This is a genomic window from Nonomuraea sp. NPDC026600, assembly GCF_040638335.1.
Taxonomy (GTDB): Bacteria; Actinomycetota; Actinomycetes; order Streptosporangiales; family Streptosporangiaceae; genus Nonomuraea.
The window spans coordinates 67,712-81,525 of sequence record NZ_JBEZYD010000026.1 but is presented as its reverse complement, the minus strand read 5'-3'; the positions used below and the strand labels follow the sequence as shown (position 1 = coordinate 81,525).

The window sequence follows — 13,814 nt, the reverse complement described above, 5'->3', positions numbered from 1 at the left end:
TCGGCCATGGCTCGCACGAAGGCACGTATCTATCCGGGGCTGGCGAAACGGCTGGCGGCCGGCGTCATCCGGGACAAGGTCGAGCGGATCACCGAAGCGGTGGCAGAAGAGGCGAAGGACCGGGCGCCGGACGCGAAGCGGTGGCAGACCACCAACGGCGCTGACGCTCGCCCCTCACACCGGCACGCTGACGGCCAGATCATCCCGGCGAGCGTCCCGTACCAGCTCCCGAAGATGGAGTACGTTCGCAAGGGAGGCGACGACCGGCGCAGGTCAGGCACGGGTCCGGGCAGATGGGTGACGCTCGCCGCCGTGGACCTGGCCGACAGGCCGCGTGATCCATCGTTGCCGCTCCACCAGCGAATCCACTGCGAGTGTCAGAGTGTGATCGTGCCCGGCGTAATCGCCGCGGCGACCCGTGCGCTCCCGGCGACGGTCCGCGGCTCAAAGGTGTCCGCCATGGTGGAGGTCGTCTTCCCCCGGATCGGGGAAGCAGAGTTCGGCACCAACGACACTCCGGGCTCGCACTTTCTCAGCCTGGCGGGGTCGCTCGTCATGGCCCGCCGCCGGTAGCCGGTCACGTCTGACGGAGCGTGCTCTCCACCCGCAGCCAGTCCACAGAAGCGTCCACAGCGTGTGCACGACGCTCCGCCGTGATCACTACCCACTCCCGGCCCGTGGACGCCTCTACGACGAGATCGCGGGCCCGTAGAGGCCACTCCTCCGGGTCTACCCCCAGTACCCACACGCCTGGCCCGTCGCGCTCGCCATCCTCGGCCGGCTCCTCCACGAGCCGCCCCGGCCGCGCCAGCCCTGCCGGCGCCCAGTCGGACGCCGAGCGTGTGCCGTGCGCATCCACGGTGACGATCGCGCGTCGCACCGCTAGGCGCGTCGTCGCGAGTATTACGGCCATGGCCACCGCCACGTGATCTCCAGCGGATGCGGGGCGATGCCCGGCTGTTGGTTGACGCCGCGGCGCCGCCAACGCTTCAGGCTGTCCAGGCTGGGGGGCGCGCCTGCCGCGCCCGACCCTGCCGCGCCGCCGCTCGCGTCCTCGAAGGTGACACCCTGACCCTCGACGTTCGCCTGCTTGATCAGCCGCGTATCTGGGGCGTCGGTCTGGACTGCGCGCCGCACCATCGGGTGCGCGGCCGCGGCCGCCGCCACGAACCTGGCGAGCGCCTTGCCGTACACCGGGTTCGCGACCGGATCCAGGCCGGCCCGGTATGTGATGGTGTAGAGGCCGGTGAGCTCGTCGTCCACGCCCGTCTCCGCCACGGCGAACAGCACCTCGATCGCCGGATCGTAGGCGAGCTGCCAGCCGCCCCGCCCGTCCCCGCGCGTGCCGCGCTGAACGAGCGTCACCGGAAGGGGCGGCTTGCCTAGGTAGGCGGCGACGTCCCCGAACGCGTCGCTGATTGCCTCGGCGACGGTCTCGCGCTGCGCCTCGGTCAGCGGGAGCTTCAGCCCGGCCCGCACCGCCACCTTCTCCGGGGAGACGACCAGCAGCTCGTCAGCGCTCACCCCAAGCTCCTCCTGTAGATATGGCTCGGCGGCGCACTGGAGGAGTGTGGGCGCCGGGTCCCCACCATTTGGGTGCCCACACTCCACCAGTACGCCGCCGAGTCCCCCCGATCACGCGATCAGGAGGATGACAGCTTCTGGCGGATACGGTCCGCCTCCGATCGCGGCACCCGCGCGCCCACCGCGTACAGCAGGCGGTTGGTCGGCGTGTTGGCGCCGTCGTAGTAATGCCGTTCCAGCACCCGCCGCTTCACGAGCATGTGCGTGTAGCGGGCGCCCGGATCCTCGAACAGGTCGTCCGCGTCCGTCACCTGCTCACCGTTGGTCCAGCGCAGATCCAGCGTCCCCTCCTGGCCCAGGGCCGCCGGCGGCGGAGGGGGAGTCATCGGGTCCTGCTTGACCTCGGGCTCCTTCACGCGCTTGGCAGGTGGAGTCAGCGGTGCAGCGTCAGTAGTCGGCTCATCGTCTTCGGTGTCCGCCTCAGCGGGCTCCTCGGGCGGGGTGAGCGGCGCCGGGTCGGCGGGCTCCAGTGCCGGGGAAACCGTAGGGGTCTCCTCGGCAGGGGGGTCGGCTACAGCCTGCTTTCGGGTTCGGGGTGGCATGGCCGCCTCCAGAGTCAACGGATGTCTCTGGACCAGCGGCCCAGATCGGAGGTGGACGGTAGGCGGGGGCCCGTCCTACCGTCCGCGCCCGTTCCACATGCCTTCCGAAACCGTAATAGACGACATTAGAGAATGCTGCTAATGTTTGAGTGTTACACCGGGTTGCGAGCGGCGTAAACCGGTGTCCACCGGAAGGATCACCCCACGTGCAGCACATGACCGACGAGCAGCACGACATCGTCGAAGATGGCCGTGCCCGCAAGCACCTCGTCGTCGAAGCGGGCGCAGGCTGCGGCAAGAGCGCCACCGCCCGCGAGCTTGCCAAGGCCCTCGCAGGTCAGCGCATCCTCTACACCGCGTTCAACAAGTCGGTGATCGAGGACGCCCAGGGCACCATGCCCGCCAACGTCACGTGCGCCACCGTCCACTCGGCCGCCTGGCGCGCCGTTCCCCAGACGCACCGTCACCGGCTCGGCGGCCCCCGCCAGCCGGGATGGCGCATCGCCAAGATCCTCGGCATCACCCGGCCGCTCATTGTCGGCGACCGCAAGTTCTCTCCCGCGCAGATCGGCACCATCGCCAAGGAAGCGATCATCCGCTACTGCAAGAGCGACACCCTCGGCGTGCAGGACGAGCACATCCCCACCCCGCACGGCCTCGACGGCAGCATGCTGGCGCGCTACCGCACCGTGATCCGCCCCTACATCGACGCCTACCGGGAGGACATCCGCTCGCCACACGGTGAGATCACGTGGACCGGCGACGTCTACCTCAAGACGTTCCAGCTCGCCCGCCTGCGCATGGCCAACCCCAGCCTCGGCTACGGCGTCGTCATCCTCGACGAGGCCCAGGACGTGTCCCCGGTAATGCGGTCCATCTACGTGGACCTCCAGCAGGCGTCCGGCTCCCAGATCATCGCCCTCGGCGACTCGGCCCAGCAGATCAACGAGTGGAACGGTGCGATCAACGCACTCGGCCAGATCAAGGCCGACGCCCGCCGCACCCTCTCCCAAAGCTTCCGGTTCGGGCAGGAGATCGCCGACCTGGCCAACATCTGGCTCGCCATGGTCGGCACACCGCTCCGGCTCAAGGGCAACCCCGCCATCAACTCCACCCTCGGCACCATCGCGGCCAGCGACGCCGACGTCATCCTCACCCGCACCAACGCCGAAGCGATGGTCCACGTCATGCACGCCCACAAGGCTGGCCAGATCCCCATGCTGGTCAAGGGCTTCAAGCCCATCAAGGAGATGGCGAAGGCCGCGAAGGCGCTCCAGGAAGGCCGCCCCGCCGAGCACCCCGAACTGATCGGGTTCGAGTCCTGGGGCCAGGTTCAGGACTACGCCGACGAGGAAGCGGACGGCGGCGACCTCGGCACCTTCGTCAAGCTGATCAACGAGCACGGCGCGGACGAACTGCTCGAAGTCGCCGAGAAGTACAGGGACGTCACCAACTTCGACATCGAGATCTCGACCATCCACTGCGCCAAGGGCGGTCAGTGGCACACCGTCCAGATCGGGTCCGACGCCCGCATCCCGGAGGACGGCAAGGAACTCGGCGCGGAGGAGAAGCGGCTTAACTACGTGGCCGTCACCCGCGCGCAGCACCACCTCGACCCCGGCCCGCTCGGCGCGGTCGCCGAGAAGCCGATCCGTCACCTGCGCTCCGTGGCTTAGCCCCCGCCCCTGCCCGCGCCCGCGCCCAGGGCGCGGGCCCCCGCTCCTCACCCCACCGGAGGACCTCGTGCCCGCCAAACCACGCACCCGGGCCAGCACCACCCGCACACGGACCGCCACCAAGACCACCGCCAGGACCAAGGCGCGGCCCACGCTGGCACGCCGCTCCTCAGCGTCCAAGGACCCGCTCGGCTGGGCCCTCAATACCCTCATCGTCACGCTGCCGAAGAAGGGCTGGAAGCTCACCGCGAAGACCCTCGGCGCGGCCGCGCGCGGCGCCAAGAACCTCGACAAGGCGCAACAGCGCGACGGCATAGCGCTGGCCATCATCGCCGCCGCCCTCATCCTGGCCGCCATCGTGTGGCGGTTCGCGGACGGCCGCATCGCCACCGCCGTGGACGTCGTCATCCGCGCCGTGATCGGCGTGGGCGCGTGGCTGCTGCCGCTCCTCGCCGTGGCGGTCGCCTGGCGACTGCTGCGCTCCAAGACCTCACCCGGCCGGACGGTCGCCGGCTGGTGCCTGCTCGCGGCCGCGCTGCTCGGCATCGTCCACGTCACCCAAGGCTTGCCCGCCCCGTTCGGGGACGGCGGAAGCTGGGACGCTGTCTCGGCCGCCGGCGGCATGGTCGGCTGGCTGCTGTCCGCGCTGCCCGCGCTCGTGCTGCCTGTCGTCGTGGTCGTCCCGCTGCTGCTGATCCTGGCCGTGTTCGGGCTGCTGCTCATCACCGGCGTCCCGCTCCACCGCGTCCCCCAGCACACCCGGGACGCTGTCCGCGACGTGCTCGATCGCGTCGCCGAGCGCCGCCGCGCCCGCGCCGAGACGGACGACGACACCACCGAGCAGCCCGCCCCGGTCAAGGCGGCGGAGAAGTCGCCCGCGGCGCCCACCCTCGCCACACCCGCGCCCACTCCTGTCACGCCCGCGCCCGCCACGCCGGAGACCAAGCCGCAGCCCGCCACCGCCGCGCCCGTCGCACCGACCACCACACCCGCAGCCGCGCCGACATCGCCGACCGATGACACCCCCGAGCAGGAGGATCCCGCCGAACTGCTCCCCGTCGCAGTCCACGACCCCGGCCCCTATGCCCTGCCCGACCTCGCCCTACTCCAGACCGGCCGGACGCCCAGACCGCAGACCAAGGCCAACACCGTCGTGGTCAACGCCCTGACCAGTGTGCTGGACCAGTTCGGCATCGACGCGCAGGTGATCGGCTTCACCCGAGGGCCGACCGTCACCCGCTACGAGATCGAGCTCGGCCCCGCGGTGAAGGTGGAGAAGGTCACCGCCCTCACGAAGAACATCGCCTACGCCGTCAAGTCTGCTGATGTGCGGATTCTGTCCCCGATCCCCGGTAAGGCCGCCATCGGCGTCGAGATCCCGAACACCGATAAGGACCTGGTCGCGCTCGGCGACGTGCTGCGCTCCCAAGTGGCCCGCGCCGACCGCCACCCGATGATCGTCGGCCTGGGCAAGGACGTCGAGGGCCGGACCATCGTCGTGAACCTGGCCAAGATGCCGCACCTGCTCATCGCAGGCGCGACTGGCGCCGGCAAGTCGGTGTGCGTCAACGGGCTGATCACCAGCATCCTCATGCGCGCCACCCCCGACGAGGTGCGCATGGTGCTGGTGGACCCCAAGCGGGTCGAGCTCAGCGTGTACGAGGGCATCCCGCACCTGATCACCCCCATCATCACCAGCCCGAAGAAGGCCGCTGAGGCCCTCGAATGGGTCGTCGGGGAGATGGACCGCCGGTACGGCACCCTGGCGGAGACCAGCTTCCGGCACGTAGACGACTACAACGCCGCCGTCCGCGCCGGCACCGTCAAGCCCCGGCCGGGGGAAGAGCCGCGCACCACCCTGCCGTACCTGCTCGTCATCGTGGACGAGCTCGCCGACCTCATGATGGTGGCGCCCAAGGACGTCGAGGACTCGATCGTCCGCATCACCCAACTTGCCCGCGCCGCCGGCATCCACCTCGTCATCGCCACCCAACGCCCCTCTGTGGACGTCGTCACCGGCCTGATCAAGGCCAACGTGCCCTCGCGGCTCGCGTTCGCCGTCTCCTCCCTCACCGACTCGCGCGTCATCCTCGACCAGCCTGGCGCCGACAAGCTGATCGGCCAGGGTGACGCGCTGCTCCTGCCGATGGGCACCAGCAAGCCCATCCGCGTCCAGAACGCGTACGTGTCGGAGAAGGAGATCGCCGAGATCGTCGCCCACTGCAAAAGGCAGGCCCGCGCCGACTACCGCGAAGACGTCGCCGCCGCGCCCGCCCGACGCGACATCGACGCGGAGATCGGCGACGACCTGGACCTGCTCGTCAAGGCCGCCGAGCTCGTCATCACGACGCAGTTTGGCTCCACCTCGATGCTCCAGCGCAAGCTCCGCGTCGGCTTCGCCAAAGCCGGACGTCTCATGGACCTGCTCGAAGCCCGCAACGTGGTCGGCCCCAGCGAGGGCTCCAAAGCTCGCCAGGTCCTCCTCAAGCCCGACGATCTGCCCACCTTCAAAGCCGACCTGATCGGCGCCACACCCACGGAGGAACTCGCATGACCGCCCCCGCCCACGTGCTCAACCTCGTTCGTCCATCTGTACCTAGTGAGAGGAACCTCCAACCCGAAGAGGACACGATGCACGACAACAACACCCCCCAGCCCTTGCCTGTCACCGAAGACGAGCTCGCCGAACAGCACGCCGTCGAGGCAGCCCGCCAGCGGGAGGAGTGGCCGAGCCTGCACGACGTCGCAGACGGCGGCACCGTCGATCTGTCGAGTCTCTGGCCACGCATGGAGCCCGAGCGATGGGATATCGACCCGGCCGCGGTCGTCGAACTGCTCGCCGAGCGCGCCGGTGGCGTCGCGAATCGGCTGGATGCGGGCGTCCGGTCTCTGCTGGCCAGGCGCGACGGCAACACCAGCGTGTGGATCAGACCCAAGCCGGAGGAAGACCTGATCGAGGTGGTCGCCTGGTCTGCCGGCGGCGTGTGGAGTCAGCGGGCGTGGTGGATCCGCGGCATCCTTGAGGTGGCAGCCGATGGCTACGGCGAGATCCGGATGAGCCCGTTCTGCGCGACCACGTTCGCCATCCGCGGCTCGGGCGGCACCACGGTGTTCACCGAGGACGAGAACGGTCTGATCGGCCGGCTCCTGGGCCGCTGGTATCTGGGGTGGCTTGGGCGGCGCGCGGTGCGCGAGCAGCTCGGCTATGAGCCGATCGGGCCGGAGGAGACCGCGCTCGACATGGAGGAGTTCCTCAGTCCGGCGCCCTCAGGCCGTACGTTCACGCTGACGATCGTCGAGGGTGAACAGCAGCACGCCAACGGCATCGACCTCTCCGACGCGGACTCTCCCGTCTCCTACACCGATCTGCCCGACGACGTGCAGCAGTGGTTGACCGACCGGGGATACGTTCCCGAGCGTCCAGACGTGTGGGTGCTGGTGACCCCGGTCGATGAACTGCCGGAGGCGGTCAACGTGATCGACGTGTGGGATGTGACCGTCTGAGGTGTCCACGCTCCTCGCCGTGATCCGCCCCGGCGGCCGGACGCAACGCTGCGATGCCCGCTGCTACGACGCGCACGAGGCCGAATGCAAGTGCGTGTGCGGCGGGCTCAACCACGGCGCCGGCCTGCTCGTCGCACACGAGAACACGCGCCGGCTGCACCAGGAGTGGCTGGCGGCCGCGCACGCCAAGGACCCGGAGATCCTGAGCATCGAGATCGACCTCGACGCGCAGGGCTACGTCCTGTTCTAGCCCGGCGTCCTCGAGGACGCCGGGTTCAGCCTGCGCCACACGGTCATGATGCCCACGCCGACCTCGTCCGCGATCTTCCGGTAGGTCACGTTGTCGGCCCGCCTCTGCCGGGCCAGATCCACGTCCCACCTCGGACGCTTCCCCCTGAACAGGGTGAGGTTCTCCCGGTCGGCCAACCGCGCCACTGTCGATGGCGTCACCTTTGTCAGCCGGGCGATCTCGGACTGGTTCATCTTCTGCTCGATCGCAGCCCGGATCTCCGCCTGCTTGTCCGGAGGCAGCCGCAGCGCCCGCGGATGGGCCGGTGTCCGCATCTGCACGTCTGCACGCTGGCGCAGGAGCGTGGATAGCCGCTGGAAGGAGCAGCGCTGCTCGGCCGCGATCTTCCGTAGCGTCCACCCCTGCTTGTAGAGGTTGGCCGCCGAGTCCACCATGTCGTCAGTGATGCGGGTGCGTGTCGTGCTGGAGGGTGATGCCATGCCGGGCAGTGTCATTCACCTGCGGTGTTAGCGTCTGCCTCCGACACCTCGGCCGGCTCCTCTCGGAGCTCGCGCAGGATCGCCCGCACGCGGGAAGGGCTCGCGTCCAGGAGGACCGCGATCGCATCGGGCGGCCACCCTTGGCTGCTCAGCTCCACGATCTGGTCAGGGTCGAGACGCTGCTGCCCGCCGACCGGCCGCCGCGGTATCCCGGCCTCATCCGCGAAACGGCGCACCGTCTCATCGCACACGTCGAACTCGGCCATGATGTCCGCCATCGGCGCGTCTTCGGCGTAAGCGGCGGCGATCTTGTCCCGCACCTGCTGGGGAATGAGGTTGCCGCCGGCCCTGCCGCCAACCGGGCGCATGACCACACGACCCTTCAGTCTGCGCTGAATGGCGGTGTGCGACGCCTCGTAGTCTCTGGCCAGGGCGCGGATGGATGCACCCGCCTCGTACGCCTTGACGAGCTCGCCTACGTCGATGTGCTTACGCGCTGGCACGGGCATTCCCGACGTTGGTCTTGCACCGGGCCGTGTTGGGCACTCTGGCGCGGTAGACGTGCAGATCACGCGAGGTCGGAGTCATGCGGGGGAGAGTGCCGGGAGAGGACCGTTAGCGTCCCCTCCCGATCACCTCGCCTAGGTCACGGGGTGGTGGCGAACTCGCCGAGCACCAGCGACTCGGGCCTGTCCACCGCCAGGCCGATCCGCTCGGAGCCGCGCAGCACGACATAGCCGCGCTCGAACGCCTCGCCCGTCTCCGTGGATGCCTGGACGGACACGGACTCCCTGTCAAAAAGTTTCGCACCGTAGCCAAAGGAGCAGGTCAGGAACGTGCCCTGGTTGATCGCGGCGGTGTCCACGACCCGCATCCGCCACACGCGCTTCTCGCCGCCGACCGCGACCGACACGGCGATCAGGTACTGGCCCTGATCGTCACGCTCAGTTTCGATCTGCTCCCAGTCGAAGGGATGCAGGACCACGCCGTTGGGCTCAAAGAAGGCCAAAATCGCCATCGTGGCGGAGCGGCGGAGCTGGAGCGACTTGAACTTCGCGTCCGCGGCCAGGCCGGTGTACTCCTGGGCGCCGGGGATGTTGAACAGGCCGGTGATCGCGTCGCCAGCACCGGTGCCGTAGAGGATCTCTTCGTCCTCACGCAGCTTGAGCCCGTCCACGAGGTCGCGGTCGATGATGCCCCGGATGCGGGACTCGTCGGCGAGCGTGTTCTTGTGGATGTGGACCGTGTGGGCGAGCTCGACGATCGGCGCGGTGTACGGGATGAACGACAGCTTGGACTTCGGCGCCTTACCGAACACGTCGGTGTCGTTGCCGAGCGCCGGGCCGCCGTTCGGCTGCTCCCGCTCGGGCACGCGCTTGGCGTTGTTGGTAAACCCGACCTGCCGGATCCCGTACAAAATGTTGCTCTGGGTCTGCTCGGACGGGAACAGGTCGCGCACCCGGCCAGGGCGGCGCTGCCGCTCGGCGAGGCCCACGTTCTCCGCGGTGCCGAAGGCGGGCGTGGTGTGCGTGCCAGCGCTCAGGCTGAAGATGTCCTTGCGCTCGAAGTCGTACAAACCCTGCTCGAACTCGGCCACCTGGCCAAGCTGCCGGAAGGCGCCGGACTTCATCTCGGAGTAGGCGTCGCTCCCCAGGAACGCCTCGGACAGGCTCTTGTGCTGCTTGCCGTGCGCGGACGCCACGGCGTCGCGGGCCGCGTGGCTGGGCTCGTTTGGCTCGTCGAGGAACCGCTCGATGCCCAGGTGCTCCTTCTGCTCCTGAATCAGGGCCTTGATCTCGCGCGCCTCGCCGAGCGTCTTGGTGTAGTCGGCGTGCGCCTCAGTCGAGAGGACCAAGTGGCCCTTGCCGGTCTCGTCGGTGATCGTGTTGGAGATGTCGTTGAGCCGGGCGGACTTTGTCTCCAGAGCGGAGGTCAGTTCCTTGATGCGCTTGTTGATGTCGCTTTTAGCCGTGGTCACGGCTCCCCCTTGATGCTGACACGGATTGACTTCGCGGTCGCGCCGCCCGGTCAGCACCGGGACGTCAGACGATCAAAGGCGAGGAAAGCGGGCACACGGGGTTTGCGTCAGCGCCCGATCACGCAGGGAAGGTCAGAGGGTGACGACGCCGCGCTCGACCGCCTCCAGGCGGGCCTCCAGGCGGGCGATGGTCTCCCGCGCACGCGCGAGCTCCGACCGGTCGCCCAGCGCAAGCCGAGCCCGCAAGGTGGCGTTCTCCAGGCGCAGATCGTCGCGCTCGCCGCGCAGCCGGTCGCCGTCGATCGCGGCCAGCCGGCGCGTGAGCCGATCCACGTGCTCCCACGCCCTGTCCTTCTCCACGCGCGTCTGCTGCTCGGCCTGCTCCGCCTCGCCCTGGGCCTGCCGGGTGTCGGCCAGCACCCGCTCCAGGCGCTCGCAGTGGGCGCAGCCGGATGCGCGGCCGCGCCGCCACAGCCTCACTCCTCCACCGCCATCAGTAGCGCCGCAGCGCTGATCTCGGCGGCTTCGGCCAGCATCTCGGGGGAGAGGGCCTTCATCTCCGTGGGAAGCGCGGACGGGGCGGTCGAGTCCGGCCGGACGGTCGGCTCGTCCGGCAGTACCTCCTCCTCGTCGATGTGCCGCTCGTCAGGCTCGGTCGGGTCAGAGATGTCGATCCCCGCCCGCCGGAACACGGCGAGCAGCGACGCGACCGCCTGGCGCAAGTCCTTCGCGGTCGCTGAGGACAGCACCCTGCCCGCCTTCGTCTCCCCGCCCCCGATGTGCTTGACGGCGGCCGCCGTCTCCTCCAGTACCGCGAGGAGCGCGCCCTCGTCCGGAACGCCCGACATGGTCACCTCAGCGGGCAGGGGCTCGCCGATCGTCACCCGGCCGGCGGGAGTGACCTCGTACGGCACCTGGAGCGTCTGCTCGATCTCGGTGTCGTCGTGGACGCACACGAACGCGACGTCGGAGAACGTCGCCACCAGGTTCACCCATCCAGGGAATCCAGCCTCGCGCGCCCACCTGGCCACGGCCTGGCGGATCTGCTCGCGCACCTCCTCCAAGCTGACGGGCACGGGCAACCCCATCGCACGGGCCACGTCGAGCTGAGCATCCTTCGTCTCCTCGCCCTCCTCGGGGTCGCCGACGTCGAGGAGGTCGTCCCAGCCGTCCCCGCCGTCGTCCCCATCCGGCTCCTCGGCGGCGGCATCGGCACTGCCGAGCGGGAACGGCGTCACCTTGCCGCCGCGCACCACCGCCACCTCGCCGAACGCCACCTCGTGGGCGGGCATCGGCTCCGGCATCGTCACCTCGCCGTCCGGCAGGTAGGTGAGGGTGACGTGCGGCGTGTAGCCGTGGGTTGTTGCCAGCGCGATCCCGGCCTCGGCCAGCCGCTCCACGAGCTGCTGCCGCAGCACCTCCAGGCCGGGCACGTCCACCGGCACGTACACCGGCACGCCGTCCTCACCCGCAGGAAACGCGCCGATCCCGCCGACCACGCCGGACAGCGGCGCCGCCCCGGCGGCCACCTCGCTGACGACGTCAGCCACCGAGGCGAGCCCCGCCTCGTCGAGCTCCTTACCGAGATAGGCGAGCGTGACGTGCAGGTCGCCGGCGGGCACGCCGTCCGGGACGGCGAGCTGCTCAGCTACCTCGCCGGGCAGCACGAACGCCACCATGACGCCCGTCCCGGCGTCTGCGCGGTCGGCCTTCACCTCCCGCCCGCTGGCGGCCGCCAGGTCCTCCAGCGCGACCGCAGCGTCCATGCCGAGTTGCCACCCCATCGGCACCAGGTCGAGTTGCCCGCTCTCGCGCGCCTCCCGGATCAGATCCCGCTTGACCTCAAGCGGCGCCCCGTCGCGCAGGCAGTCAGCGATCCGGCCGGGCAGGTCGTCGTCGGCCAGCGCCGACTTGACCGACAGGGTGAACGTCTGCGAGTTGGCCCCGAACGCGACCGGCGAGTACTCGAACAAGTCGAGCTTCTTAATCCTGCGGATGCCCTTGGCGTCGCGGGTCGCGCCGCCCTTCGGGACCCGGTAGCCGATGGACCATTCCTGCTCCTGGCCGAAGAACTTGACGTTGCTGAAGGCCTCGCGCCCGTCCTTGGTCTCCAGGTTGAAGCGGGCCTTGACGTACAGGGCGCCCGCCTCGCGCGGCCATGCGATCTTCGCCTCGGCAGCCATGGCGGCCAGCCGCGGATCGCCCGGCAGCAGTTCCTCCACCTGCTCGGTACGGGCCACCCATACCTTGTCGTCGTGCGAGAAAAAGCCCTTCGGCGTGCGCTGCGCGAGCGTCTCGGTGTATGCCCCGGGCAAGATCAGGTCGCCGACGTTATCGACGACACCTGTGACGCTGACCAGGGCTTCTACGATGCCCTCGTCCTGCGCGTTGACGATGCCGGCGGCAAGCCCCCCGGCCGCCTTCCGTTCGAGCTCCAGCGTTGGCACCGCAGCCACCCCCTGATCGACTGCCGTGCAGAGTGGCCGCGCAGGGCCGTTAGCGTCCGGCCACGATCAGGTCAGCCACTTCACGCCCCGCCAGTTGCTACCTGCCATGACGCGGTGGCCGAGCCACGGATCGTTCTTGCGATCACGGCCTGGCTTCCACCCGATCAGGGCGATGTCACGCGGCGACGGGTAGGCCGGGTCATGGAAGGGGAGGCGCAGCCGCTCCAGGATGGCGCGGGCGGCCTCGAGCTCGGCCTGCTCCTGCTCCATCTCATCGTCGGTCAGCCCGTACCCGGCGGGTGCGGAGCCGTCCCGGTTGACCGCCAACAGCCTCTCCAGGGCGTCGATCTCGCCCATGAGGCGCGGGACGGGCTTCTTGCGGTGCTCGCTGCCCTCAGCGGGCAGCATGAAGGGGCCCGCCTCGTAGCCGTCGAACCACACGTAGCCGTTCATGGCCCACACGTAGCCGCCAGCGGACAGGCCGGGCTGGATCTCGATCCGTTCCAGCCCGGATTCGCGGTACCACCCCTCGAGGTGGCCGTTCCAGGCGCTGGCGAAGCCCTGCCCCTGGTATTCGTCTTCCATCTTGAGGTAGTCGTGCGACACCCACAGGCTGCCGTCGAGATCGCGGTGGAAAATTCGTGTGGTCTGCCCGGCTTTCCGGCCGTTTTTGACGACCTTGGCGTCCAGGGTGACGGTGCCGCCGAACTCTTCGGAGTAGGACGAGTCGGCCAGGTCGATGACGACGCCGAAGCCAGCGTAGTTATGGTGCTGGAGCTCCCGCCGGAACGCCTCGGTGATCTCCCCTCCCCGGTTGTGAACGTCGTCTCTGGACGCGGGGATCAGGTCAGCGAGGGACGGCCTGGCCGGGGACGTCGTGCCGGGCGGAGGGGCCTCGCGTAGCCCCATCGCGTCCACGTCGCGCCGCCATGCGGGATCGTTGAAGACCTCCCGGTAGCGGCTGATGGTGGACGGGTCGTCGCGGTTGTAGCGGATCCAGCCGTCCAGGTCGCCGCTCTCGTCGTAGCGGACCCACGCGTCGCCGGGGTGCCCGGGGCGGGAGAAGTAGGCGGCGGCCCCATCCGGGGTGGCGGTCGAGTCGGCCTCGGGGACGTGCCGCGGGGGCGTGTACGGGGTGGACTCGATCACCTTCAACCGGTGAGGTGCGACGGTCGTGGTACCGCCGTCGTCCCATTGCACGCCGACGCCGCGGCGTCGGCTGGCGCCGCTTACGGTCCCTGTCCGGCCGAAGCCGACTAGCTGGACGCGGTCGCCGATCTCGATCCATCGCCCGTGCCATCCTCGCGGCTGCCAGTCGCCGCCCGCTTCCCGACCCACGCCGGGATGATCTTCG

General features: G+C 69.6%; 14 protein-coding genes. 5 read left to right on the top strand and 9 right to left on the bottom strand.

Annotation, left to right across the window (positions count from 1 at the left end; all coding sequences use genetic code 11):
- The first annotated feature begins 6 nt into the window (after positions 1-6).
- Positions 7-573 (top strand): hypothetical protein, encoded by a 567-nt coding sequence (locus tag AB0F17_RS42920; RefSeq protein ID WP_358035544.1) that lies wholly within the window; start codon positions 7-9, stop codon positions 571-573.
- A 4-nt stretch (positions 574-577) separates the two neighbouring features.
- Here AB0F17_RS42920 and AB0F17_RS42915 read toward each other — a convergent pair whose 3' ends face one another.
- The 3 genes from AB0F17_RS42915 to AB0F17_RS42905 form a co-directional block, all read right to left on the bottom strand.
- On the bottom strand, positions 578-880 hold the full coding sequence (locus AB0F17_RS42915; RefSeq protein WP_358035542.1) for a hypothetical protein: 303 nt from the start codon (positions 878-880) through the stop codon (positions 578-580).
- Between the two features lie 23 nt (positions 881-903).
- Positions 904-1,524 carry a hypothetical protein gene (locus tag AB0F17_RS42910; protein WP_358035540.1) on the bottom strand — a complete coding sequence of 207 codons (621 nt, stop codon included), beginning with the start codon at positions 1,522-1,524 and terminating at the stop codon, positions 904-906.
- Positions 1,525-1,643: 119 nt separating this feature from the next.
- The gene (locus AB0F17_RS42905; protein WP_358035538.1) at positions 1,644-2,126 is read right to left on the bottom strand and encodes a hypothetical protein; all 483 of its coding nucleotides are present in this window, start codon (positions 2,124-2,126) and stop codon (positions 1,644-1,646) included.
- 215 nt (positions 2,127-2,341) lie between these two features.
- On the opposite strand from AB0F17_RS42905, the gene AB0F17_RS42900 reads away from it, so the two are divergent.
- The 4 genes from AB0F17_RS42900 (at position 2,342) to AB0F17_RS42885 (ending at position 7,556) form a co-directional block, all read left to right on the top strand.
- Positions 2,342-3,802 carry a 3'-5' exonuclease gene (locus tag AB0F17_RS42900; protein WP_358035787.1) on the top strand — a complete coding sequence of 487 codons (1,461 nt, stop codon included), beginning with the start codon at positions 2,342-2,344 and terminating at the stop codon, positions 3,800-3,802.
- A 67-nt stretch (positions 3,803-3,869) separates the two neighbouring features.
- Complete coding sequence (locus tag AB0F17_RS42895) at positions 3,870-6,356, top strand: DNA translocase FtsK 4TM domain-containing protein (RefSeq protein WP_358035536.1); 2,487 nt, start codon at positions 3,870-3,872, stop codon at positions 6,354-6,356.
- On the top strand, positions 6,353-7,306 hold the full coding sequence (locus AB0F17_RS42890; protein ID WP_358035534.1) for a hypothetical protein: 954 nt from the start codon (positions 6,353-6,355) through the stop codon (positions 7,304-7,306). Before AB0F17_RS42895 ends, AB0F17_RS42890 begins: the two co-directional genes overlap by 4 nt.
- A 1-nt stretch (position 7,307) precedes the next feature.
- Positions 7,308-7,556: a hypothetical protein gene (locus tag AB0F17_RS42885; protein ID WP_358035532.1), complete on the top strand. Its 249-nt coding sequence runs from the start codon at positions 7,308-7,310 to the stop codon at positions 7,554-7,556.
- Here the strand turns inward: AB0F17_RS42885 and AB0F17_RS42880 are convergent.
- From AB0F17_RS42880 to AB0F17_RS42855, 6 genes are all read right to left on the bottom strand, one after another.
- Complete coding sequence (locus tag AB0F17_RS42880) at positions 7,553-8,035, bottom strand: hypothetical protein (protein WP_358035531.1); 483 nt, start codon at positions 8,033-8,035, stop codon at positions 7,553-7,555. The two genes, AB0F17_RS42885 and AB0F17_RS42880, sit on opposite strands and share 4 nt — an antisense overlap.
- 11 nt (positions 8,036-8,046) lie before the next feature.
- Positions 8,047-8,538 carry a hypothetical protein gene (locus tag AB0F17_RS42875; RefSeq protein ID WP_358035529.1) on the bottom strand — a complete coding sequence of 164 codons (492 nt, stop codon included), beginning with the start codon at positions 8,536-8,538 and terminating at the stop codon, positions 8,047-8,049.
- Between the two features lie 143 nt (positions 8,539-8,681).
- Positions 8,682-10,013 (bottom strand): phage major capsid protein, encoded by a 1,332-nt coding sequence (locus AB0F17_RS42870; RefSeq protein WP_358035527.1) that lies wholly within the window; start codon positions 10,011-10,013, stop codon positions 8,682-8,684.
- Positions 10,014-10,145: 132 nt separating this feature from the next.
- Positions 10,146-10,493: a hypothetical protein gene (locus AB0F17_RS42865; RefSeq protein ID WP_358035525.1), complete on the bottom strand. Its 348-nt coding sequence runs from the start codon at positions 10,491-10,493 to the stop codon at positions 10,146-10,148.
- Positions 10,490-12,460 carry a 2'-5' RNA ligase family protein gene (locus AB0F17_RS42860; protein WP_358035523.1) on the bottom strand — a complete coding sequence of 657 codons (1,971 nt, stop codon included), beginning with the start codon at positions 12,458-12,460 and terminating at the stop codon, positions 10,490-10,492. The genes AB0F17_RS42865 and AB0F17_RS42860 overlap by 4 nt, the downstream gene beginning before the upstream one ends.
- Before the next feature lie 66 nt (positions 12,461-12,526).
- Positions 12,527-13,798 (bottom strand): hypothetical protein, encoded by a 1,272-nt coding sequence (locus tag AB0F17_RS42855; protein WP_358035521.1) that lies wholly within the window; start codon positions 13,796-13,798, stop codon positions 12,527-12,529.
- Positions 13,799-13,814: the final 16 nt, after the last annotated feature.

Bases quoted from the DNA above. Each gene is read 5' to 3' on its own strand.
- AB0F17_RS42880 (WP_358035531.1), bottom strand. From the start codon at position 8,035: ATGGCATCACCCTCCAGCACGACACGCACCCGCATCACTGACGACATG.
- AB0F17_RS42920 (WP_358035544.1), top strand. From the start codon at position 7: ATGGCTCGCACGAAGGCACGTATCTATCCGGGGCTGGCGAAACGGCTG.
- AB0F17_RS42890 (WP_358035534.1), top strand. From the start codon at position 6,353: ATGACCGCCCCCGCCCACGTGCTCAACCTCGTTCGTCCATCTGTACCT.
- AB0F17_RS42905 (WP_358035538.1), bottom strand. From the start codon at position 2,126: ATGCCACCCCGAACCCGAAAGCAGGCTGTAGCCGACCCCCCTGCCGAG.
- AB0F17_RS42900 (WP_358035787.1), top strand. From the start codon at position 2,342: ATGACCGACGAGCAGCACGACATCGTCGAAGATGGCCGTGCCCGCAAG.